21 protein-coding genes are annotated in these 22,034 nt (G+C 57.0%); 7 read left to right on the forward strand and 14 right to left on the reverse strand.

Features of this window, described 5'->3' with window-relative positions; translation table 11 throughout:
* Positions 1 to 26: 26 nt before the first annotated feature.
* The 4 genes from EO133_RS02180 to EO133_RS02195 are packed head-to-tail and all read left to right on the forward strand — an operon-like array spanning position 27 to position 3,647.
* Complete coding sequence (locus tag EO133_RS02180; RefSeq protein ID WP_127071032.1) at positions 27 to 1,796, forward strand: cytochrome c oxidase subunit I; 1,770 nt, start codon at positions 27 to 29, stop codon at positions 1,794 to 1,796.
* Positions 1,793 to 2,545, forward strand: coding sequence for a cytochrome c oxidase subunit 3 (locus EO133_RS02185; protein ID WP_127071033.1), 753 nt, complete (start codon positions 1,793 to 1,795; stop codon positions 2,543 to 2,545). Before EO133_RS02180 ends, EO133_RS02185 begins: the two co-directional genes overlap by 4 nt.
* Positions 2,542 to 3,264 (forward strand): heme-copper oxidase subunit III family protein, encoded by a 723-nt coding sequence (locus EO133_RS02190; RefSeq protein ID WP_127071034.1) that lies wholly within the window; start codon positions 2,542 to 2,544, stop codon positions 3,262 to 3,264. The genes EO133_RS02185 and EO133_RS02190 overlap by 4 nt, the downstream gene beginning before the upstream one ends.
* A gap of 5 nt (positions 3,265 to 3,269) precedes the next feature.
* Complete coding sequence (locus EO133_RS02195; RefSeq protein WP_127071035.1) at positions 3,270 to 3,647, forward strand: cytochrome C oxidase subunit IV family protein; 378 nt, start codon at positions 3,270 to 3,272, stop codon at positions 3,645 to 3,647.
* A 6-nt stretch (positions 3,648 to 3,653) separates the two neighbouring features.
* On the opposite strand, the gene EO133_RS02200 is transcribed toward EO133_RS02195, so the two are convergent.
* The 3 genes from EO133_RS02200 to EO133_RS02210 form a co-directional block, all read right to left on the reverse strand.
* Complete coding sequence (locus tag EO133_RS02200) at positions 3,654 to 4,478, reverse strand: DUF2189 domain-containing protein (RefSeq protein WP_127071036.1); 825 nt, start codon at positions 4,476 to 4,478, stop codon at positions 3,654 to 3,656.
* A gap of 381 nt (positions 4,479 to 4,859) precedes the next feature.
* Positions 4,860 to 5,198 carry a cupin domain-containing protein gene (locus EO133_RS02205; protein WP_127071037.1) on the reverse strand — a complete coding sequence of 113 codons (339 nt, stop codon included), beginning with the start codon at positions 5,196 to 5,198 and terminating at the stop codon, positions 4,860 to 4,862.
* Entirely contained in the window at positions 5,195 to 5,485 is a 291-nt protein-coding gene (locus EO133_RS02210; protein WP_127071038.1) for a DUF4287 domain-containing protein, read from the reverse strand. Before EO133_RS02210 ends, EO133_RS02205 begins: the two co-directional genes overlap by 4 nt.
* Positions 5,486 to 5,770: 285 nt before the next feature.
* Here EO133_RS02210 and mazG point away from each other — a divergent pair, with 285 nt between their 5' ends.
* Complete coding sequence (mazG, locus tag EO133_RS02215) at positions 5,771 to 6,652, forward strand: nucleoside triphosphate pyrophosphohydrolase (RefSeq protein WP_308788787.1); 882 nt, start codon at positions 5,771 to 5,773, stop codon at positions 6,650 to 6,652.
* Here the strand turns inward: mazG and hflX are convergent.
* The 9 genes from hflX to dusB form a co-directional block, all read right to left on the reverse strand.
* Positions 6,632 to 8,011 (reverse strand): GTPase HflX, encoded by a 1,380-nt coding sequence (gene hflX / locus EO133_RS02220; RefSeq protein ID WP_127071039.1) that lies wholly within the window; start codon positions 8,009 to 8,011, stop codon positions 6,632 to 6,634. The two genes, mazG and hflX, sit on opposite strands and share 21 nt — an antisense overlap.
* A complete protein-coding gene (gene hfq, locus EO133_RS02225) occupies positions 8,008 to 8,253 on the reverse strand; it encodes an RNA chaperone Hfq (RefSeq protein WP_127071040.1) in 246 nt (81 codons plus the stop codon). The genes hflX and hfq overlap by 4 nt, the downstream gene beginning before the upstream one ends.
* 148 nt (positions 8,254 to 8,401) lie before the next feature.
* On the reverse strand, positions 8,402 to 9,835 hold the full coding sequence (locus tag EO133_RS02230) for a potassium transporter TrkG (protein ID WP_127071041.1): 1,434 nt from the start codon (positions 9,833 to 9,835) through the stop codon (positions 8,402 to 8,404).
* A 29-nt stretch (positions 9,836 to 9,864) separates the two neighbouring features.
* Positions 9,865 to 11,241 (reverse strand): Trk system potassium transporter TrkA, encoded by a 1,377-nt coding sequence (gene trkA, locus EO133_RS02235; protein WP_127071042.1) that lies wholly within the window; start codon positions 11,239 to 11,241, stop codon positions 9,865 to 9,867.
* Between the two features lie 53 nt (positions 11,242 to 11,294).
* A complete protein-coding gene (gene ntrX / locus EO133_RS02240) occupies positions 11,295 to 12,674 on the reverse strand; it encodes a nitrogen assimilation response regulator NtrX (RefSeq protein ID WP_127071043.1) in 1,380 nt (459 codons plus the stop codon).
* A complete protein-coding gene (locus EO133_RS02245) occupies positions 12,674 to 15,013 on the reverse strand; it encodes a sensor histidine kinase NtrY-like (RefSeq protein ID WP_127071044.1) in 2,340 nt (779 codons plus the stop codon). The genes ntrX and EO133_RS02245 overlap by 1 nt, the downstream gene beginning before the upstream one ends.
* A gap of 184 nt (positions 15,014 to 15,197) precedes the next feature.
* Entirely contained in the window at positions 15,198 to 16,646 is a 1,449-nt protein-coding gene (gene ntrC, locus EO133_RS02250; RefSeq protein ID WP_127071045.1) for a nitrogen regulation protein NR(I), read from the reverse strand.
* Between the two features lie 2 nt (positions 16,647 to 16,648).
* A complete protein-coding gene (locus EO133_RS02255; RefSeq protein ID WP_127071046.1) occupies positions 16,649 to 17,767 on the reverse strand; it encodes a two-component system sensor histidine kinase NtrB in 1,119 nt (372 codons plus the stop codon).
* Positions 17,764 to 18,762, reverse strand: a complete 999-nt coding sequence (gene dusB, locus EO133_RS02260) for a tRNA dihydrouridine synthase DusB (protein WP_127071047.1) — start codon at positions 18,760 to 18,762, stop codon at positions 17,764 to 17,766. Before dusB ends, EO133_RS02255 begins: the two co-directional genes overlap by 4 nt.
* Before the next feature lie 184 nt (positions 18,763 to 18,946).
* On the opposite strand from dusB, the gene EO133_RS02265 reads away from it, so the two are divergent.
* Positions 18,947 to 20,155: a bifunctional 2-C-methyl-D-erythritol 4-phosphate cytidylyltransferase/2-C-methyl-D-erythritol 2,4-cyclodiphosphate synthase gene (locus tag EO133_RS02265; protein ID WP_127071048.1), complete on the forward strand. Its 1,209-nt coding sequence runs from the start codon at positions 18,947 to 18,949 to the stop codon at positions 20,153 to 20,155.
* A complete protein-coding gene (locus EO133_RS02270; protein WP_371870920.1) occupies positions 20,148 to 20,639 on the forward strand; it encodes a CinA family protein in 492 nt (163 codons plus the stop codon). Before EO133_RS02265 ends, EO133_RS02270 begins: the two co-directional genes overlap by 8 nt.
* Here EO133_RS02270 and EO133_RS02275 read toward each other — a convergent pair.
* Positions 20,636 to 21,073: a type II toxin-antitoxin system RatA family toxin gene (locus EO133_RS02275; RefSeq protein WP_127071050.1), complete on the reverse strand. Its 438-nt coding sequence runs from the start codon at positions 21,071 to 21,073 to the stop codon at positions 20,636 to 20,638. The two genes, EO133_RS02270 and EO133_RS02275, sit on opposite strands and share 4 nt — an antisense overlap.
* Positions 21,073 to 22,032, reverse strand: a complete 960-nt coding sequence (gene lipA / locus EO133_RS02280) for a lipoyl synthase (RefSeq protein ID WP_127071051.1) — start codon at positions 22,030 to 22,032, stop codon at positions 21,073 to 21,075. The genes EO133_RS02275 and lipA overlap by 1 nt, the downstream gene beginning before the upstream one ends.
* Positions 22,033 to 22,034: the final 2 nt, after the last annotated feature.

The following is a 22,034-nucleotide window of genomic DNA, read 5'->3' on the forward strand; positions in this document are numbered from 1 at the left end:
GCCCACGTGGCAATGAGGAGACTTTGATGGCCAATATACCCCACGATGCGACTAACACAGCGCCACCCGCAGAGCTCGGGGAAATGGAACTTTACCACCCCAAGAGCTGGTGGACCAAATATGTCTTCTCTCAGGACGCAAAGATCATAGCGATCCAGTATGCGGTGACGGCGCTTGCCATCGGCTTTGTGGCGCTGGTCCTGTCCTGGCTTATCCGGCTGCAGCTCGGCTTCCCCAACACATTTACCTTCATCGACGCCGAGCGCTACTACCAGTTCATCACCATGCACGGTATGATCATGGTGGTGTACCTGCTCACCGCGCTCTTTTTGGGCGGCTTCGGCAATTACCTCATCCCGCTGATGGTGGGTGCAAGGGACATGGTGTTCCCCTACGCCAACATGCTCAGCTATTGGATCTATCTGCTCGCCGTGCTGGTACTGGTTGCCAGCTTTTTCGTGCCCGGAGGGCCGACCGGCGCGGGATGGACGCTCTATCCGCCACAAGCGATCACATCGGGCACACCCGGCGACGAGGGCGGCATCATCCTCATGCTGGTGTCGCTCATATTGTTCATCATCGGGTTCACGATGGGCGGGCTGAACTATACCGTCACCGTGCTGCAGGCCCGGACGCGCGGCATGACATTGATGCGCATGCCCTTGACCGTGTGGGGCATATTCGTCGCCACCATCATGGCGTTGCTGGCCTTTCCGGCGCTGTTCGTTGCAGCGGTCATGATGCTGTTCGACAAGCTGCTGGGCACCAGCTTCTTCATGCCGACGCTGGTCGAGTTCGGCGAGCAGCTCAGTTATGGCGGCGGCAGCCCGATCCTGTTCCAACACCTGTTCTGGTTCTTCGGGCATCCGGAGGTCTATATCGTCGCCCTACCCGCCTTCGGGATCGTGTCCGATCTCATCAGCACCCATGCGCGACGCAACATCTTCGGCTATCGGATGATGGTATGGGCCATCGTGATCATCGGGGCGCTGAGCTTCGTCGTTTGGGCACACCACATGTATGTCAGCGGCATGCACCCCTATTTCGGGTTCTGGTTCGCCACCACCACGCTCATCATCGCCGTACCGACCGCCATCAAGGTCTATAACTGGGTGTTGACGCTGTGGCGCGCCGACATCCACTTCACGACACCTATGCTGTTCGCGCTGGGCTTCATCGTAACCTTCGTCAATGGCGGATTGTCGGGCCTGTTCCTGGGCAATGTGGTGGTCGACGTGCCCTTGTCTGACACCATGTTCGTCGTCGCGCACTTCCACATGGTGATGGGCATCGCCCCGATCCTCGTGATCTATGGCGCGATCTATCACTGGTATCCCAAGGTGACGGGCCGGATGCTCAGTGAGGCACTGGGCAAGTTCCATTTCTGGGTCACGTTCGTGGGCGCCTATCTCATCTTCTTCCCCATGCACTATGTGGGATTGATGGGCGCGCCGCGGCGTTATTTCGAAACCTCGGACATCATGGTGCTTCCGGATTCGGCCATCACGCTCAACGCCTTCATGTCGATTGCGGCCTTCGTCGTCGGCTTTGCGCAGATGGTGTTCATCTTCAACGTCGTCTGGAGCCTGAAGAACGGCAAGGAAGCCGGTGGAAATCCTTGGCGCGCAACGACGCTCGAGTGGCAGACCCCCAAAACGCCGCCGGAGCACGGCAACTGGGGCAAGGAACTCCCGATCGTCTATCGCTGGGCCTATGACTACAGCGTGCCCGGCGCGCCCGAGGACTTCGTGCCACAGAACCAGCCGGCCGCCGCGACCCAAGGGGCACCGTCATGAGTGCCATCCTCATCTTCTTGACTGTGCTTGCGCTGGGAGCGGGTTGGTGGTTGTCCCGGCAGGGCTTGACCGTCAAGCCCTGGCTGCAGGTGGATCACGCCGGCACGGTGGCCGATCCGGGGCCGTCGCGCCATTCCCCCGCCCAGCTTGGCCTTGGCCTATTCCTTGCCGTTGTCGGTTCGCTGTTCGCTCTGCTGATCAGCGCCTACATCATCCGGGCGGAGGCGGGCGATTGGCGCGGCTTCCCCCTGCCCTGGATCGTCTGGGCCAACACCCTGACCCTGTTGGCCGCCAGCCTTGCGCTGGAGTGGGCTCGTTCGGCAGCGCAACGCGGCGCGCTCGCGGTTGCGCGAACCGGCGTCATTGCCGGCAGCGGGGCCGCCCTGCTGTTCGTGACCGGGCAGCTGGTGGCGTGGGCAAGCCTCACCGAGAGTGGATATGATATCAGCTCTGGCCCCGCGGGCAGCTTTTTCTACCTCATGACGGCGGCGCATGGGCTGCACGTCGTTGGCGGGATCTTTGCGCTGGGCCGCACGCTCGGCCATATCAGGCGTGCCGATCAGGACAATCTGGGGTGGCAAGAGCGCAAAGAACAAGCCGGCCTGGTGCGCATAAGCGTCGATCTGGCAGCCACATATTGGCTGTTCATGCTTTTCGTCTGGGTAGTCCTTCTGCTGGTGCTGTCGGGCTGGGCTGGCGCGTTTCTTGCGCTGTGCGGGCAGATTTTGTCGGGGAGTGGACTGACATGAGCGAGGCAACAGCGAACGAGAACAAGCCGGTGCAGACCCTCGAACCCGGCCTTAAGGGAGTCGTCGCGGATTGGGCGTCCGATCAGCGCTCGTTCAAGACGGCCTCATGGGGCAAGGCGATGATGTGGATCTTCCTCGTCAGCGACACCTTCGTCTTCGGCATTTTCCTGCTCTCTTACATGACGACCCGCATCTCGACGCCGGTCGCTTGGCCGGACCCCAGCCACGTGTTCGGGTTGCACGTCTTTGGTGTGGAAGTGCCGCTGCTACTCATCGCCATCATGACATTCGTGCTCATCACTTCGAGCGGCACGATGGCCATGGCCGTCAACTTCGGCTATAGGCGCGACAAGGCCAAGACGACGCTCATGCTGCTTGTCACCGCGCTGTTCGGGGCAACCTTTGTCGGCATGCAGATTTTCGAGTGGACCAAGCTGATCCAGGAAGGCGTCCGGCCCTGGGGCAACCCGTTCGGCGCGGAGCAGTTCGGCGCCAGCTTCTTCATGATCACCGGCTTTCACGGCACGCACGTCACCATCGGGGTCATTTTCCTTCTGATCGTCGCACGCAAGGTCTGGCGCGGTGATTTCGACAACGGGAGGCCGGGCTTCTTTACCGCCCGCAAGGGACGCTATGAGGTCGTGGAGATCATGGGCCTTTATTGGCACTTCGTTGATCTCGTCTGGGTCTTCATCTTCGCCTTCTTCTACCTGTGGTGAGAAAGATGGATCAGAGCGAAACACACACTGAAACCCACCAACAGCATCCCATAAAGCTCTATCTCGTCGTGTGGGGCTGGCTGTTCGTCCTCAGTATCTTCTCCTACATGGTCGACATCATCGACTTTCGGGGACTTCTGCGCTGGAGCCTGGTGGTCACGTTGATGATGCTCAAGGCAGGTCTGATTGTGGCAGTCTTTATGCACATGGCGTGGGAGCGATTGGCGCTGACCTATGCCATGCTGGTGCCGCCGGTGCTGATCCTTGTCTTTGTCGTCATGATGATATTTGAAGGCGGCTACACTGAGTGGATGCGCCTCGTGTTCCTCGACAAGGCGGACGCAAACGCTCTGGCGGGAGATATTGGCGCGGCTGGCTACTGAGAGGGCTTATCGATTCGAACGGCGCTTGCGCACCTCCCTGCCAGGTTGGGGCGCAATCATCTTGCGGTAGAGGTGCCAAGTGGCGTGACCGAGCACCGGCATCACGATGACCAGGCCGACGAATAGCGTCACCATGCCAAGTGCCAGAAGCACGCCCACCAAAAGTCCCCAGAAAAGAACCGGTACGGTATTGATCGATGTCGCCTTCACCGAGGTCCTGATCGCGACGCCGGCCTTGACGTTTCGGTCCAGCAGAAGCGGGAAGGTAACTACAGAAATCGACAGCACGGCCAGCGCGAACAGGAGGCCGACCAAATTACCGAAGATGATCAGCATCCAGCCGCGTGTGGTCGTGAACACCTCGTAAAACAGGGCCATGAATGACTCCGGCGCTTGTGATCCGAACAGGCTGGTAAACAGCAACTGCGCCGCAACCAGCCACGCGATGAACAGTGCGCAGAGCAGGAGACCGACAGCCAGGATGGCGGGAAAGGCAGGCGAACGTATCGCGCCAAATCCGTGCTTCCAGGAGGTATCGAGCCCCAACTCCTGCCTTCGGCTGATTTCATAAAAGATTAGCGCTACGAATGGTCCTAATAGGGCGAAGCCCGAAGCCAGAGGATAGATCAGCGGAAGCACGTTGCGGCCGGAGACCCAGAACCCGACCACCACCATCACGACCGGATAGATCAGCGCCGCAAAGGCGTAATGTGAGGGATGTTCCCAGAAATCTTCAAAGCCGTGACGCAGGGCGTCGTTCACGTCGGATATTGAGATATCGCGGATTTGCAGATCGAGTGTGTGCTGATCCGCGGCGTTGATCTGCGTCATAACCGGTCCTCCTTGGCGAGCCATGATCTGGCCGTCGGCTGCGGGATATACCGGAGCTATTATGCGGTCCGGCAACGCAACCGCGACCTGTATGCTTCAACTATAACTCCAATTTGACACCTTGTCGTCAACCATGGCCTGAGCTCGCGCTGTCTCCCCCCGCCATTCTCACTTTGCTTTTTCTCCGACTGCGCTGGACCGGACTTAGAGAGATTTCCAGTCGCAACCTACCCGGTCAAAAAAAGGACTTTCGATATGGATACTCTCGTCATTGTGGTGATGCCTGCGAACAAGAACTGCCGTATTCCGACCGGTGTGTCGGTAGCCCATGTAATTACTTCTGGGTTGACCGAATAAGGGGGCCTGGGCAAGGGGAGCGGCTTAATCCACGAACTCTTGTATGATCTCCGGCGAGGCATGGATGCACACCATCTCGAGGCGATCGGTTCCGCAGTTCTTGAAAGCATGAATCGTTCTGGGACCAACGGTTACGATGTCCCCCGCAACGACGCGCAGTTCGTCGCCATCCGCGCGGACCAGAGCTTCGCCGCTTATGACTACCCAGGTTTCGGCATAGGGATGCCAATGCAAGCCAGGACCTGTATTGGGCTTTGCGTTCACCCAGAATATCGATACGCCTGCGCCGTGATCTATACCGTCAAACCGCGCTGTACTGGATTGTGACAGCTGGTTTTCGGTGCGCGTCGTAATCGTAATCATGCGGGCCTGCTCGCAATGCCGTCGAGCCAGAGCGTATCCGTCTCGTGACGATGCGATCCGGTGGTGCCGACGTGTTTTGCGTCGATCTTTGCCCCGTTCTTGATGACATGCACGATTGCCATGCCGTGGCCGCGCCCAAGGCCGTAATCGCTTTTCAGCCACTCCAGAATTACACCGGCCTTCACGGACTCGTTATTAAATCCTTTTTCTCTAGCGACTTCAATCAGTTGCCGTGGCGTTAGTCCTGTTTTCTTCTCAACCGCATCCAGATATGCCTGAAATGACATGACCCTTTTCCTTGTGTTTCTGGCGTCCTAAGCGCGTGCCAAAATATAAGACGAAGCCGTTGCTCTTGTCCCGACATCAAAGGGCGTATTTCCGGCAAGATCAACAAACCGACCCTGACAATGGATCCGGGTTGATGGTTGGAAGTGTGGCCGGTCCGTTGCAAAAAAGTCTGTCTCCTCGGCTTTGAACCGGGGCAAGCTATGCGTGCCGCTCTCAGTTTGTTCGCAAGGTCTGCTCCAAACTCTAATGTCACCGCGGCACCATTGCTCTCTGGTCATTCCCGTATGCCCGGCGCTAAACTGGGCGCCAATGCCCTTCCCGACTCACACAGGTTTTTCATGCAGCCCTCTCGCGATATCTCGGTTCTTCTCGAAATCATGGCGCGCTTGCGCGACAAGGAAAATGGATGCCCTTGGGATGTTGAGCAGGATTTTCGCTCGATCCGGCATTACACGATCGAAGAAGCCTATGAGGTGGCCGATGCGATCGAGCGGGAAGACTATGAGGATTTGCGCGACGAGTTGGGAGATCTGATTCTGCAGCCCGTTTATCACGCGCAAATGGCCAAGGAAGAAGGGTTATTCGATATTGGCGACGTGATTTTCTCGGTCACAGAAAAACTGATCCGGCGCCATCCGCACGTCTTTGGCGATGATGATCCGGGCAATTCGGTTTCCACCGAAAAGCGCTGGGAAAATATCAAGGCGGCCGAGCGTGCTAAAAAGGCCGAAAAGCGCGGCGGTGAAAAGCCCCCTTCTCTGCTTGACGATGTACCTGTTGGCCTTCCGGCGCTGGCGCGGGCCGGAAAACTCGCCAAGCGCGCGGCGCGTGTAGGGTTCGATTGGCCCGACACGGCTTCGGTTCTGGCCAAATGTCAGGAAGAACTCGATGAAACCTCTGAGGTGATGAATGGCGGCGACATCGCCGCTATGACAGAAGAAATCGGAGATCTGCTGTTTTCCGTTGCCAATCTTGCGCGCCATGCGGGTATCGATCCCGAGGCAGCCTTGCGAGAAGCCAACGCCAAGTTCGTGCGCCGGTTTGAGCATGTAGAGGCCCGTTGCCGCGAGGATGGCATTGCCATCGCGGAAGCCGGGCTTGAGCGTCTCGATGGCTACTGGAACGAAATACGCACGGCTGACAAATCAGGAATCCAGAGCCGTTAGCCGTCCGGCAAACCGTTGCAGAAACTCGGCCCGATGGCGGGGTTGCACCCGAACAGTATAGCGGGTTCCCTCTTCATCGGGCTCATCACGGCTGACCACTTCCGCATTTGCGTAAAGCCAGCCGGTATCGGTGCCCGCATCATGGGAGACGAGAACGCTATAATGGCGCGCATCGGCCGCGAGTGTTTTCTCGATTACGCCAAGAAGGTCAGCAAGACCCTGTCCCGTGACCGCAGAGACCGGAATACTCGCCGCAACCTTGCCAACCGGCGTCACGCTTGCCAGTCCCCTGCCCGTTTCATCGGGATTTTCGGGAAGATTGTCGATTTTATTCCAGACTTCGATGATCGGGGTGTTTTCTCCAGTGACCCCCAGATCGGCGAGGACTGAAAGCACGTCTTTGGCCTGCGCGGGGTGATCGGGATTGGAGACGTCGCGCACATGCAGAATGACGCGCGCGTCAGTCACCTCCTCCAGCGTGCCGCGAAAAGCCGCAATCAGGTCGGTCGGCAGATCGGAGATGAAGCCCACGGTATCGGAAAGAATGATATCACGACCATGGGGCAGCTTTGCTTTACGCACCGTGGTATCGAGTGTTGCAAACAACAAGTCCTTTGCCATGACCTCCGAGCCGGTCATTGCGTTGAAAAGGCTGGACTTGCCTGCGTTTGTGTAACCGACAAGTGCAACCACGGGAAATGGGATTGCCGCTCGAGGGCCGCGTTGGAGCTGGCGGGTGCGACGTACTTTTTCCAGGCGCCGCTCGAGAACGAGAATTCGATCCTGAATCTGGCGTCGATCCGATTCAATCTGAGTTTCACCAGGACCACCGAGAAAACCGCCGCCGCCACGCTGGCGTTCAAGGTGCGTCCATGATCGAACCAGACGGCCCTTCTGATAGCTAAGGTGGGCCAACTCGACTTGCAGAACGCCTTCCCGCGTTGCCGCGCGTTCTCCGAAAATTTCGAGAATCAGCGCCGTGCGATCGAGCACCTTGACGCCGATTTCGCGTTCGAGGTTGCGTTGCTGGATTGGCGACAGCGCCGCATCGATAACGAGCAATTCGACATCTTGCGCCTTGGCCCATTCCGCCAATTGGCTGACCTGCCCTCCACCAAGAAAGGTCGAGGGCTTGATTTCGCGAACGCGCAGAATCTCGGTGAAGATCAGTTCAAGATCGATGGCCGCCGCAAGACCAATGAATTCCTCGTGCCGCGCATCTGCCGTGCGGCCATAATTGTGGTGCCGCGCATCCGGGGTAACGAGTCCGGTTCGCGTGCGCTTCTTTTCAAGATCGATGAAGCCCTTGCCCTCGCCGAGTGCATGGTCGTCATCATCATCGGGGTGGTCTTGACTCAATCCGTATTGCTCTCGGGATCAAAAAGCTGGATCGGCGCGCCAGGCATGATCGTGGAGATCGCATGCTTGTAAACCAGTTGGGACTGAGCATCGCGGCGCAGAAGCAGACAGAAGTTATCGAACCAGGTAATGACACCCTGCAACTTTACGCCATTCACCAAAAAGATAGTGACGGGGACTTTCTGCTTGCGTACGTGATTAAGGAAGGAATCCTGCAGGTTTTGCACCTTTTCACTGGGCATTGTTCGGCCTCTTTTCGCGTCGGTTGTGATGAAGAAGGTCGTCTCCTGCGACATACAGGTAAACTGGTCGTTCCCGCTTCAAACTCTGACGCTGTTGCGTGTTCACAATGGTAACTATGGCATAAGTATTTGCTGATGCCTACTGGCGTTACCAGCGTTTTCCGGCGAAAGCGGCAAGGAATACAAGAATTTCGATGCGGGCGATCGTTCCCAGCGCTGCGATCGTCATCAAGGTCCAATCCGAAACTGCGCCATCGGACATACCGGGCGCTGCGGCAAATACAAGGCTACCGACCTGGGCAAAGGCGCCATTGGCGAGTGTCATTGCTGCCCCAAGCTCATATCCTTGGGCAGCAAAAAGGATGATGCCTATGGTCAGAGTCAGGATTGCCAGGAAGAACGCGCTCCATACCGCCTTGGCGATTTCCCGTGCCTGATCGGTGTGTTGCACGTCATCCTTCAGGATTGCATTGGGATACACCAGGCGGTTCAACTCGTTGCCAAGGTGCTGAAGCATCGTGCCAAGCCTGAACACCTTGATGCCTCCCGCCGTGGAATAGGAACAGCCGCCCACAAAGGAGATCAACAGAATCAACTCCAGCGGCAGTCCTATTCCCAAGCGTTGATCATGTGTAATGCCCGTGGTCGTTGCAATCGCGATCGTGTCGAAAGCAAAGTTAAACGCATGCTGGACATTGCTGTGTAGCACATGAGGTTGAAACAGCGAGGTCAGTGCCCCAAACGCAACCAGCACGAGAACCGCAGTAACGAACAGCATACCTTCGCTTTGTTCGCGTGCTATCGACCAGCGCCGCTCGACAAGCATGCGATGCCAGACAATTGAGGTGGCGCCGATCACCATAAATGCGATCATCACGGTTTCTGCGGCCACATTGTTAAGCACCGTGCCTCCGCTTTGATAGGGCACAAAGCCATTGGTAGAAAGCATACTCATGGCAACGACGACCGCATCGGAAGCCGGCACGCGCGCCAGCGCCAGCAATAGGGCGCAAAGCGCCGTCAATCCCAGATATGGCAGCAGTACCGCTTTCAAAGTCAGAAAAAGTCTTGGGTGGGACTCGGTGCGTGCGTGCTGAACAAGGCGGAGGTTGTTGTTGGGCGTGCCCCCCACCTGATAAGGACCGATGACATAGACTGCCAGCATAAGCGTTGCCAAACCGCCGAGCCAAGCGACGGTTCCCCGATAGAACGCCATAGCGATGGAAATTTCTTCGAGCGGCCTGATCGTGGTTCCCAAAGTGATTGAGGCAGACGTTGCTTCAAATATCGCGTGAACGAGGCTTTGGCGCTCAACCAGCATGAAAATCGGTGTTGCGGCTGCAATGAGAGCCAGCCAGATAACGATAGCCGAGACAAACACACCGCTGCGATTGAGGCGACGGCGCTTTGAATTGAGCGCCATGATTGTTATCGATGCGAGAAATCCGTAAGCGACCATGATCAGCAATATCGCTTCGAGCGCGCGCGCATTTCCGGTCAAGGCGGCGGCGATTGCCGGCAAGATCATCACGCAGGAAAAAAGCGCAAAGACACCAGAAGCAAGGATTCCGATTGTGGGCACTGTGCAGGATGCCTTTGCTCGTCGGTTCGTTAAAAGAAGTCGATGCTGACCCGGAACATTTGTTCGACCTGGCGCAGATTGGTTGCAAGCGCAAACACGATCACGAAATCTCCGGCCTGCACGATGGCGTCACCGCTTGGCATAATGGCTTTGTTGCCCCTTATGATCGCACCAATCCTCACACCGTCCGGCATGGAAAACTCGCGTAAGGGGCGTCCAACCAATGTCGAGGTTTCCAGCGCCTCGGCTTCGAGCAGTTCCGCGGCGCCGTTAGCGAGCGTATAGACACCGCGTATGCGTCCACGGCGCACATGGCGCAAGACCTTCGAGACAGTAATCGAGCGCGGATTGATAAAAGCATCGACACCGAGCCGACGTGCGACACGCGGATAGTGCCCCTGATTGACCAGCGCGATGTTGGCACGACAGCCCATTTCGCTGGCCATGACCGAAGCGAGAATGTTGGTCTTGTCATCATTGGTGAGCCCGAGAAACATATGTGCGTCGCGAATGTCCACCTCGCGAAGGATATCTTCCTGCAGCGCGTCACCGAAAACAACGATCGAATGGTCCATGGCTTCAGCGGCGCGCTGGGCGTTGGAGCGCTCGGATTCAATAATCCGGACCGAGACGCCTTGTCCCTGCTCTTCAATGCGCCGGGCAACATAGCGCCCTACATTGCCTGCGCCGGCAATGACAATCCGCGACGGGGGCGTTTCATCTCGACCAAACAGACCGAGTACGCGGCTTACCTGATCGCGCGCAACGGCAACGATGGCCTGATCGCCGGCAATCATTTGTTCGTGAGAATGGATAACCCGCATCACGCCGTCACGCCGGACGCCGACGACAGTTGCCTGCAGATTAGGAAAAAGATCTGTGAGGTGGCGCAGCGGTGTATCGATCACGGCACAATCGGCGCGCACGTCAATCTCCAGGACGACGACCTGATTGTCTTCAAAGGTTACGATTTCATTGGCGCCCGGATAAGCCATGCGTTGCAGAATCAGATCGCCGACTTCGACCTCGGGCGAAATGATGACATCGATCGGCAAGTGATCGCGCGTGAACAGGTCACTCCATTCCGGGTTGAGGTAAGACTGCGAGCGGATGCGTGCGATTCTGGTGGGTACTTCGAAAATCGAGTGTGCAACCTGGCAGGCCGTCATGTTGACCTCGTCGACCTGCGTTACCGCGATAAGCATGTCGGCGTCTCGCGCGCCGGCCTGCGCCAAAACATCAGGATGCGAACCGTGACCGTGCAATCCCCTGGCATCCAACGTATCGCGGACGCGCTGAACGAGGGTGGGATTGTTGTCGATCACAGTAATTTCGTTGCCTTCGGAAGAGAGCCGCTCGGCAATGCCATAGCCCACTTGTCCGGCACCGCAAATTATTACACGCATCCGCTTTAGCCTCTGAAGTCAGATTTGCCCTGTTAACACGGCGCGCGGATGCACTAAAGCCCCAGAGATTTTATCTTGCGGTGCAAGGCACTACGTTCCATTCCGACAAATTCTGCGGTTTTTGAGATATTGCCACCGAAACGCTCGATCTGGGCGATCAGATACTGCCGCTCAAAAACCTCGCGGGCCTCTCTTAGTGGCAGGCTCATCAGATGAGCTGAGGAATCTGTGTCCCCGATGGTTGGCAGGACTTCGCTAATATCGGATGGCAGCATGGACGCTGTAATGACGCCGTTTTCAGGCTTCTGGTCGCGAACAAGTATCAGCAACCGTTCAATTGCATTGCGTAACTGGCGCGCGTTTCCGGGCCATTCCTGTCCTTGCAGAACCGCAATTGCATCGTCTCCAAAGCTGAAACGCGGCAGGTTATGCATGCGTGAAATCTGGGTGACGAAAAGGCCCACGAGAGCTGGAATGTCCTCGCGCCGCTCACGCAGCGAGGTGAGCTGCAGCGGAACGACCGACAACCTATGGAAGAGGTCAGAGCGGAACTTGCCATCTTCGATAAGAGACGCAAGGTTTTGCGAACTGGATGAAATGATCCGCACATCAATAGGAACGGCCCCATTGCCGCCGACGCGCGTGAACTTGTTCTCAACGAGTGTACGCAAGAGCGCCGTTTGCGCCTCGCTTGGAAGACCGGCGACTTCGGACAGATACAGTGTGCCGCCATGCGCGCGCTCCAGCGCGCCGACTTCGGTTCTAAGGCCGTTCTTATCGCGTATTTCGCGACCGAAAAGGACAACTGGGATTTCTTCGGGCGCGTAAAGCGATGCGTTGATTTCGATAAACGGGCCGTTTGCTCGCGGGCTTTTCAGATGCAGGAGGCGTGCGCAAAGGCCCTTGCCGGTCCCTGCACTACCTGAAATGAAGACACGCGAGCGTGTGCCCGCTGACTTGTCAATGAGCGAGCGCACCTGGCTTATGGCAGAAGAAACACCTGCAAGTTCGGACTCGTCACCGCCGGTGCGCTCCTTCAAATCAGCCACTTCGGTGCGCAGCTTGCTTGCCTCGATTGCCCGCTGCGTGATGAGCAGCAACCGATCTATCTTGAATGGCTTTTCGATATAGTCGTATGCGCCGCGCTGAATGGCCGAAACCGCCGTTTCGACATTTCCGTGACCGGAAATCATGACGACGGGCAGGTCGGGATGATCCGTCTGCAAGAGGTCGAGCAATTGCAGTCCATCAAGGCGTGAACCTTGCATCCAGATGTCGAGATAAACCAGATTGGGTCTGCGCTGTGCGATGGCCTCAAGTGCAGAGTCGGCATCACTGGCCTGCCGCGCTTCATAACCTTCATCCTCAAGGATTCCGGCTATGAGTTCGCGGATATCTTCTTCATCGTCAACGATAAGTATGTCACGGGCCATTACTTGAATGCCATCGCCGAAACGGGCGACGTCTCCTCTTGTTGTCCTATTTGAGACCGTTTCTCCGCCGCTTGCGCTTCGGTCTCGGGAAGGTGTGTTCCACTTTCTTGCAACGGCAATGTGAAGGCAAAACACGCACCCACCCTGCCCTGCATATCGGGTTCGGAATCGCGCAGATCGATCCGTCCGCCATGCTGCTCGATGATCTTTGCGACAATAGCAAGGCCGAGCCCTGTGCCTTTTTCGCGGGTGGTCATATAGGGTTCGAGCAATTGATGCCGGTTTTCGGCAGGCCATCCCTTGCCGTTGTCGCTTACCGATATAATTGCTTCGTCACCGTGCTGGCTCGCGTGGATTCGGATTTCAGGCTTCTCGATCTGGTCGAGGCCAACGGATTCAATGGCTTCGACGGCGTTCTTGATCAGGTTGGTAAGCGCCTGCGATATCAGGCGGCCATCGAAATGCGCATAGAGTGCTTCGTCCGGCAAGTCGGCAGTGACTTCGATCGCGGGTTGGCGGACGCTTTCAAGAAACACCGCCTGACGGATTGTATCGGAGAGATCTGTCTGTACGATTGCAGCGCTGGGCATACGCGCAAAGGACGAAAACTCGTCCACCATGCGGCCTATGTCGCCTACCTGCCGGACAATCGTAGAAACACATTTATCGAAGACATCGAAGTCGTCGACCAGCTTGTTTGCGTAGCGACGGCGCAAACGCTCTGCCGAAAGCTGGATGGGCGTCAATGGATTCTTGATCTCATGGGCTATACGACGTGCAACGTCGGCCCATGCACTATTGCGCTGCGCGGCGACAAGTTCGGTAATGTCATCGAGAGTGATTACGTAGCCTTTGGACTCGGTAATCGTACCTTCGCGTGTCAAGCGCACCTGATAGGTACGACGGTCAAATCCTGTTGCCAACTGAACTTGATCTTGCGCACGTCCCCGGCGGGCCGAACGCGCCCGATCGATAATAGGAGCGAGTTCAGGAACGGCCTTTCCCAGGTCCGCATTCATCAGGTCGAGTTCGTCCTTGCCAAGCACTTCGCAGGCCCTCGCGTTTACGAGCGTAATGGCGCCGAAGGCATCCAAGCCAATGATACCAGCCGACACCCCCTCCACGACCGCTTCGGTGAATTGGCGACGCTGGTCGTTGGTGCGACTGGCCGCGACCAGCGCATCGCGCTGGTTCCGCAATTGCTGCGTCATCTTGTTAAAGCGCACGGTCAGGTCATGCATGTCGCCGCCTCGCCCTGGAATCGGGAGGCGTACATCGAGGTCTCCGCTGGAGACCCGATTTGAGGCGATCATGAGATTTCGTATTGGATCGACCAAACCGTTGGCGAGCGCAATCCCGATCCACAAAGCCGCAAGCAGAAAGACAAACGCTACGCCCACATACATCAGTGTGAAGGTGATCTGGAACACAAGCCTGTTGGAATCATAGAGCCGATATTCAGTGATGTTTTCGTCGGTCAGGCGCACATATTCGAGCACCTCGGGGTCAACGGGCCTGGCCGCGAACAGATAAGCGTCGGAATAGCCGCGCAACTGGACAATGGCGCCAACAAGATTTCCCGCGCCAAGGTTGCCTGCCCCCGGCGCAATCAAGGTGGGCGCGCCAACGGTAGCGGCGGCAAGCGCGGGAAGCGGTACGGGTGGAGCTGGAATTTGAACGTTGATCTGAGCACGCATAATCGTCTCGCCCTGACTGTTTACGATACTCGTAAAGGGCAAAGAGCGCGTGGACGCCAGCGCGGTCAGAATGCGCTGATAGCGCGTTTGGTCGGTCTGGTAGGTCTCACGGGCGGCTTCGAGTTCGCCGGCGACCCAGACAATGTCATCACGCAGAACATGTGCGTGCTCAAGCATATAGGACCGGGCCACAAGTCGAGAACTTTCCACCATCGACCGTGTGCGTTCGGAAAACCACTGGTCCAGTCCCTGATTCAGCGCAATTGTCGCTACAATCGCAACAATGAATGCTGGTCCTGCCGCAATGATAGCAAACATGGCAACGATGCGGACCTGCAGGCGCGCACCGGCCTGCTTTTTGATCCGCGCCTGCACCAGCATGGCGATTTCGGTCAATACGAGCGCAATGACGAGCAATACGAGGACCGCGTTCGCGACCCAGATCAGTGTCCAGATTTCTGGTGCAGGCTCGAGCGGCGTGGCACCGCTCATGATCAGGAACGAGCCGGAAGCGACAAGCACCGCAAGCAGGACGATGAAAAACCCCACCTGACGGATCATCTTGTTGCTGTGAAACAGCGATCTGGCAGATGATTGCGCAGACGGGCTCAATGTCCGGGCTTTGGTCGATGCTTGCGTCATATACCCTGCCGGGTGGCAGCCCCTTTTGTCGTGACCCTACCGTAGAGTCTGACCGATCTCATCGCTAGGTTCAAGACAATTGTTGCCAAAATGTGACAGTGACGCCCGTTCGGATGCCGAATGGCAGGTTTTGCGGGTTTTCGCCGGCATCTTCGTCCGCAACCTGTCCGGGGCTGTACCTGCTCTATCCCAAACGGGATTGCTTGACAATTTCGATGCCGTGATTGCGAATCTTCTTTCGCAGCGTGTTTCGATTCAGACCCAGAAGTTCGGCGGCCTTAATCTGGTTGCCGCTGCACAGGTTCAGGACCGTCGAGATGAGAGGCACCTCAACCTTATCGAGCACCCGTTGATATACGCCGGGCGGCGGCAGGTTTGGCTCATGCTCCCGGAACAATTGGGCCAGCTCGGTTTCAATCACCGTAGTGATATCGGCCGGGCCGGCTTGGGGCGAGAAGGTCGTCTTGTCGGTGAGATTGAGTTCATTCTGAACGATTTCGACAGAGATGATCTCGTCCACATATAGCGCTGAAAGGCGCCGAACGAGGTTCTCCAACTCTCGGACATTTCCGGGCCAATGATATTGTTGCATGAGCCGCAGCGCGTCGCTTGACAGCACCTTTGGTGCTTCGCCTTCCCGCTGAGCAGTCTTGAGAAAACTGGCTGCGAGATCAGGTACGTCGTCAATACGCTCCCTAAGCGGTGGTAGTCGCAGCGGCACAACATTAAGGCGGTAATAAAGATCCTCGCGAAAGAGGCCCTGGCGGATCAACTGGCTCAGGTCGCGATGCGTTGCCGCGACGATGCGCACATCGGTCTTGATGGAGGTCCGCCCGCCAACCATTGTATATTCGCCTTCCTGAAGGACACGAAGCAGCCTGGTTTGAGCATCCATCGGCATGTCACCGATTTCGTCCAGAAACAGAGTGCCACCTTCTGCTTGCTCGAAGCGGCCTGAAGAGCGTGCTGTGGCCCCTGTAAACGCGCCTTTCTCGTGACCGAAGAGTTCAGCCTCAATAAGATCGCGCGGTATAGCCGCCATGTTGATGGCAACGAATGGGCCGTTTTTGCGTTTGCCGAAGTTGTGAAGCGCCTTGGCAACAAGCTCTTTGCCGGTTCCGCTCTCGCCAGTAATCATGACCGTGAGGTCGGTTTGCATAAGTCTGGCAAGGGCGCGGTAAATGTCCTGCATGGCCGATGAACGGCCGACCAACGGCATGTTTTCGCCGCCATCTTCGCCACGCCGGTTGGTTTCCGGTGGGCGACTTGCCTCAGCGAGTGCACGACCGACAACGGCTAGTACTTCGGTGATGTCGAAAGGCTTGGGCAGATATTCATACGCGCCAAGTTCGGACGCTCGGATGGCCGTCATGAACGTATTTTGCGCGCTCATTACAACTATGGGGAGTTCGGGCCGCATCTTGCGGATTTTCGGCATCACATCGAAAGCATTGCCATCCGGCATGGAAACGTCGGTGATGAGCAGATCCCCTTCCCCACGCGTTACCCAATTCCACATGGTCGAAATATTGCCGGTAGGCCGAACCTCATAGCCAGCGCGTGAGAGAGCCTGATTGAGCACCATGCGAATTGCTGCGTCATCGTCGGCAAGAAGGATTGTTTGTCCGGACATGGCTACTCTTCGATTTCGCTCGATACATGTTGCTGGCCAGAGGCCACGGGAAGAAGGATACGGAAGCGGGTTCGGCCGGGCCGGCTGTCGCAATCAATGACACCACCATGGTCGCCGACGATCTTGGCGACAAGGGCAAGGCCCAGCCCCGAGCCGGTCAGTTTTGTCGTCACGAACGGATCGAACAGGAAAGGCAGGATATCAACAGGTACACCCGGTCCATTGTCTTCAATGACGATTTCAAGCGGTAGCGAAATCCTTTGCGATACTCCGCTGACGCTGATCCTGATACCCGGTCTGAACGCGGTGGAAAGCCGTATTTCGGGATTTGCAGTCCGTTCAAGCGCTTCGGCAGCGTTCTTGATCAGATTTAGCACGACCTGGATGAGTTGGTCACGGTCGCCAAGAACCGGCGGCAGGCTCGGGTCATATTCCTCGGAAAATGTAATGTTCTTTGCCACGCCATTGGCGGCAAGGAGCTTAACCCGTTCAAGAATGACGTGAACATTGATTGGCATGCGCTCGACCGGGCGCTCGTCGCCGAATACTTCCATGCGATCGACGAGATCGACAATGCGGTCGGTTTCGTCCCGTATGAGGCGGGCCAGAGCGCGGTCGTCACCCGTGGCAGACTGCTCCAGCAACTGTGAGGCGCCGCGAATACCAGACAGCGGATTTTTGATTTCGTGCGCCAGCATCGCAGCAAGACCAGTTACCGATCGCGCCGCGCCTCTGGAGACCATTTGGCGGTCGATCTTGTCAGCCATCGTGCGCTCCTGGAACGTCAACGCGACATAGCCATCCAGTTCCGGGATCGGACTGGCATACACGTCCGCAACGCGGTCTTCTTGAGAGCGGGACGTTCCAACATGAACGCGGTACTCAATCATTGGCGCCTGTCGCGCCGTTACACTGTCGACAAGGCTGAGAATGGGGGAGCCGAACGCGATGAAATCGGAAAGCTTCTGGCGGGTCAGGATGCTTGACGAAGCCTGAAAGAAGGTTTCGGCCGCATAGTTGGCAAATGCAATGCTGTAGTCACCAGCACAAACCAGCACGGGCTGCGGCAGGGATTGCACGATTGCGAAATGAAGATCAATTTCTCTTACAGCCGTAGTCATGCTGCCTTGCCCCACGATTCCAGAACAAGCTCTGGCAGGCGTTGATAAACGGTATCAGTGGTTTCCGCCGTCATTATGGGGCGGCGTAGATCTGCATCGGTCTGGCCGATCACATCAAGATACCAACCCAGATGCTTGCGAGCGACCCGAATGCCCAATTCGGTGCCGTAATCGCTCAAAATCGCTTCGTAATGGGCGAAGATATGGTTCAACAGGTCCTGTCGCTTTGGCGCTTCAATAACGGCCGCGCCCGCAAGCTGGGCTCCGATCTGCCCTACGAGCCACGGCTGCCCTTGTGCGCCGCGCCCTATCATTACCGCATCTGCTCCTGAGAGCTGAAGCGCCTTTTGTGCCGCGTCGAAACTCGTGATGTCGCCATTGACGACCAAAGGAACCGAGACCGCATCCTTGACCGGACGGACCAGTTGCCAGCGCGCATCGCCCTTATAGAACTGCTGCCGTGTGCGACCGTGAACTGTGATCATCTGAACGCCCGCTTCTTCCGCTCGCCTAGCAATGTCAGCGGCGTTGAGGTTGTCATCATCCCAACCGAGGCGCATTTTGACGGTAACGGGTAACGTGGTTGCCTTGACGGTAGCCTCAATCAACCGCAGAGCTTGATCGGGCACACGCATCAGCGCCGAGCCTGCAAACCCGTTCGTTACGCGCTTGGATGGGCAGCCAAGATTGATATCGATTATGTCGGCACCGGCATCCTGCGCGATTTTTGCCCCAACCTCGAGCCAATGCGCTTCGCAGCCCGCCAATTGTATTACGTGAGGCAGGCCTTCGCTTTTATGGGTCTTGCGAAGCATTTCCGCCTGCCCCGTGCCAAGGGCGGCACTGGCAATCATTTCGGACACAACCATACCCGCGCCGAAGCGCGTCGCGCATTCTCGCATCGCCCGGTCTGTGATCCCGGCCATGGGAGCGAGAAATGCTCGATTAGGTAGTCGTATATTTCCAATGCTTATTCCGCAGGCAAACTGCGACAATCTTTTGCCTCAAAACTGTTCAATCAGAATGTATTGGTGACAGATTAGTCAAAATGGCCGCCAATTCAAGAAGGCAAAGCGGATCAGTTTGCTAAAGTCAATCGTGCTGACCTTGTATAGATCGCGATGCAAGGCTAGAGGTTGCCGAAGTCGCATAGCCAAAACAAGGTTCAGGTCATCTAACATGTCAACCGGGAGTCGCATAGCAGTTATCGTTGTGGCCGGTGGCGTAGGAGCCCGTGCAAACTCGGCGTCGGACACGAGCTTGCCCAAACAGTACCGCCTTGTCGCCGGAATTCCTCTACTCTCGCGAACACTTGCGGCGTTGCTGGAGATTGACGCGGTTTCCGTGGTTGTTCCCGTGATTGGTAGCGATCATCAGTCCTTTTACAACGACCTCGGCTTGTCGCACGCAAAGCTGCGCGGGCCCGTAATTGGCGGCGAGACACGGCAATTGTCGTGTCTTGCCGGTCTTGAGGCCTTGCAATCGGAAAAGCCTGACCTCGTTCTGATCCACGATGCAGCCCGCCCTTTTGTAGATGCGGCATTGATCGAAGGGGTAGCCGCCGCACTTGCAGACGCTGACGGTGCTATTCCCGTCACGCTTGTCACCGATACGATCAAGCGTTCCCTTGATGGGAAAACGGTCGGTGGCACCGAAGACCGCACCCAATTGTTTGCAGCTCAGACGCCGCAGGGCTTTCGCTATGAGCCTATCCTTGCGGCCCATCGCCGGGCCGTGGAGCTTAGCGACGGTTTCACCGATGACGCGGCAATTGCCGAATGGGCCAATCTTCGGGTCGCGCTGTCGCAAGGCAGCACCCGGAATATCAAGATCACGTTACCGGAAGACTTTGCGCGAGCAGAGCGGATGATATTGGGGAATAGGCGCATGGAGGTTCGGGTCGGCACAGGTTTTGATGTCCACGCCTTTGAGCCGGGCGATCATGTAATTCTCGGCAATATCGAAATCGCGCACTCAGCGCAGCTTAAAGGCCATTCGGATGCCGACGTGGTTTTGCATGCTCTTGCCGACGCTCTTTATGGCGCTCTCGCCGACGGCGATATCGGCGCCCATTTCCCCCCTAGCGACGACCAATGGAAAGGGGCGGATTCGACCATATTTCTTAAACATGCTACCCAGCGTGTCGCCGAGCGAGGCGGTCGGATTCTGCACCTTGATGTCACGATAATCTGTGAGCGGCCAAAGATCGGACCGCATGTCCAGGCCATGCGCAAGCGCATTGCCGAAATCGCGGCGATCGATATCGGTCGGGTTGCAGTAAAGGCAACCACTTCGGAGCGATTGGGCTTTACCGGACGAGAAGAAGGTATTGCGGCGCAGGCGGCGGCGACGATCGAACTGCCCGGTGAGGCACTCCATGATGCTTGATAATGAAACTCTGGCGCTGGCCCGAAAGGTCAATGAACGGCTTTTCATCGCCAGGAAAATCATGGTCACAGCGGAAAGCTGCACGGGCGGTCTAATTGCGAGTGCGGTGACATCGGTTCCCGGTTCGTCATCCATTCTGTTCGGTGGATATGTAACTTATGACAATCGCGCCAAGATCGAAATGATCGGGGTGCCAGACGACCTGATCGATCAATACGGCGCAGTATCGGAGCAAGTCGCAATTGCCATGGCCGAGGGCGCGCGCAGCACATCGCGTACTGACCTTGCAATTGCCGTGACCGGCGTTGCCGGACCGGGCGGAGGAAGTGCCGACAAGCCCGTTGGCCTCGTTCATTTCGCGCTCACTACCGGCGAGACGACCATGCATCGCGAACATCGCTTTGGAGCCTTGGGCCGCGATGAAATTCGTCAGGAAACGGTGCGATTTGCCCTGAAAATGATAATTGACGCGGGTAACGATTAGCCGAAGCGTTTTTGCGCCTCGGCGACAAAGGCGTCGATAATCTCTTCCTGCTTGGCGGCAAATGCCGGTTCAGCCACCGAACGGATCAGCGGGTTGGCGATCTTGAAGTCGATCTCAAACCGGATATGGCTCCCCTGCTGCGCTGGCAGAAAATGCCAGATACTCGAGAGATAACTGAATGGGCCGTCGGTGGCGCGTGCACTGAGCGTTTTGGCTTCCGGATTGATCGTGATCGCGCTGGTATAAGCCTGAAAGACCGGGCCGAAACGAATGTGCATGCGCGCCGAGAACCGGGTCTCTGGCGCGCTTGTGCTACGGGTCACTTCCATCTTCTGGCAATAGGGAATGAAGTCGGGATAGGACTCCACATCCGCTACAAGCGCAAGCATCTGGTCCGCTGAATGCGGAACAATCCGCTCAAAGGTTCGCTGCATCAGGCCTGGCCGAGTTTCGCCTGACGTGCTGCTCGCAATTGCGCAAAGTCTTCGCCCGCATGGTGCGACGAGCGCGTCAGCGGACTGGACGAGACCAATAGGAAGCCCTTGGTCTTGGCAATGGTCGCATAGGATTTGAACTCTTCAGGCGTTACGAAACGATCGACCTTGTGGTGTTTGCGCGTTGGCTGGAGATATTGCCCGATTGTTAGGAAATCCACATCAGCAATGCGCAGATCATCCATGAGTTGCAGCACTTCATTCCGCTCTTCTCCCAGCCCCACCATGATTCCGGACTTGGTGAACATCTGCGGATCCAACTCCTTCACGCGCTGCAGCAGCCGGATGGAATGGAAATAGCGGGCGCCTGGCCGCACGGTCAGATATTTGGATGGCACCGTTTCCAGATTATGATTGAACACATCGGGCTTGGCTGCCACTACGATTTCAAGTGCTCCGTCCTTGCGAAGGAAGTCCGGCGTGAGGATTTCGATGGTTGTCTTGGGATTGAGCGCGCGAATTGCCAAAATCACATCAGCAAAGTGCTGGGCGCCGCCATCGGGCAGATCGTCACGATCCACCGAAGTGATAACGACGTGCTCGAGGCCTAATTTATGGACGGCTTTGGCGACATTTTCAGGTTCATTGGGATCAAGCGGTGTGGGCAGGCCGGTGCGAACATTGCAAAACGCGCAAGCGCGTGTGCATATCTCGCCCATGATCATCATGGTCGCGTGTTTTTTGGACCAGCATTCTCCGATATTGGGACATCCTGCCTCTTCGCAAACAGTGACCAGCCCATGTTGGCGCACGATCTCTTGCGTTTCGCGATAGACCGGCGAACCGGGAGCCTTTACCCGAATCCAGTCGGGCTTGCGTAGCATTTCCGTATCGGGACGATTGGCCTTTTCCGGGTGCCGGGCAGTCGAGCGCGCGGCCGTATCGAGCAGAGTAACCATGT

The sequence above is a fragment of the Pelagibacterium lentulum genome, from assembly GCF_003992625.1.
In the GTDB taxonomy this organism is placed as follows: Bacteria; Pseudomonadota; Alphaproteobacteria; order Rhizobiales; family Devosiaceae; genus Pelagibacterium; species Pelagibacterium lentulum.

Excerpts from the sequence above, each read along its gene's own strand:
- EO133_RS02180 (WP_127071032.1), top strand. The coding sequence starts at position 27 with ATGGCCAATATACCCCACGATGCGACTAACACAGCGCCACCCGCAGAG.
- EO133_RS02185 (WP_127071033.1), top strand. The coding sequence starts at position 1,793 with ATGAGTGCCATCCTCATCTTCTTGACTGTGCTTGCGCTGGGAGCGGGT.
- EO133_RS02190 (WP_127071034.1), top strand. The coding sequence starts at position 2,542 with ATGAGCGAGGCAACAGCGAACGAGAACAAGCCGGTGCAGACCCTCGAA.
- EO133_RS02195 (WP_127071035.1), top strand. The coding sequence starts at position 3,270 with ATGGATCAGAGCGAAACACACACTGAAACCCACCAACAGCATCCCATA.
- EO133_RS02200 (WP_127071036.1), bottom strand. The coding sequence starts at position 4,478 with ATGACGCAGATCAACGCCGCGGATCAGCACACACTCGATCTGCAAATC.
- EO133_RS02205 (WP_127071037.1), bottom strand. The coding sequence starts at position 5,198 with ATGATTACGATTACGACGCGCACCGAAAACCAGCTGTCACAATCCAGT.
- EO133_RS02210 (WP_127071038.1), bottom strand. The coding sequence starts at position 5,485 with ATGTCATTTCAGGCATATCTGGATGCGGTTGAGAAGAAAACAGGACTA.
- mazG (WP_308788787.1), top strand. The coding sequence starts at position 5,771 with ATGCCCGGCGCTAAACTGGGCGCCAATGCCCTTCCCGACTCACACAGG.
- hfq (WP_127071040.1), bottom strand. The coding sequence starts at position 8,253 with ATGCCCAGTGAAAAGGTGCAAAACCTGCAGGATTCCTTCCTTAATCAC.
- trkA (WP_127071042.1), bottom strand. The coding sequence starts at position 11,241 with ATGCGTGTAATAATTTGCGGTGCCGGACAAGTGGGCTATGGCATTGCC.
- ntrX (WP_127071043.1), bottom strand. The coding sequence starts at position 12,674 with ATGGCCCGTGACATACTTATCGTTGACGATGAAGAAGATATCCGCGAA.
- EO133_RS02245 (WP_127071044.1), bottom strand. The coding sequence starts at position 15,013 with ATGACGCAAGCATCGACCAAAGCCCGGACATTGAGCCCGTCTGCGCAA.
- ntrC (WP_127071045.1), bottom strand. The coding sequence starts at position 16,646 with ATGTCCGGACAAACAATCCTTCTTGCCGACGATGACGCAGCAATTCGC.
- EO133_RS02255 (WP_127071046.1), bottom strand. The coding sequence starts at position 17,767 with ATGACTACGGCTGTAAGAGAAATTGATCTTCATTTCGCAATCGTGCAA.
- EO133_RS02265 (WP_127071048.1), top strand. The coding sequence starts at position 18,947 with ATGTCAACCGGGAGTCGCATAGCAGTTATCGTTGTGGCCGGTGGCGTA.
- EO133_RS02270 (WP_371870920.1), top strand. The coding sequence starts at position 20,148 with ATGCTTGATAATGAAACTCTGGCGCTGGCCCGAAAGGTCAATGAACGG.
- EO133_RS02275 (WP_127071050.1), bottom strand. The coding sequence starts at position 21,073 with ATGCAGCGAACCTTTGAGCGGATTGTTCCGCATTCAGCGGACCAGATG.
- lipA (WP_127071051.1), bottom strand. The coding sequence starts at position 22,032 with ATGGTTACTCTGCTCGATACGGCCGCGCGCTCGACTGCCCGGCACCCG.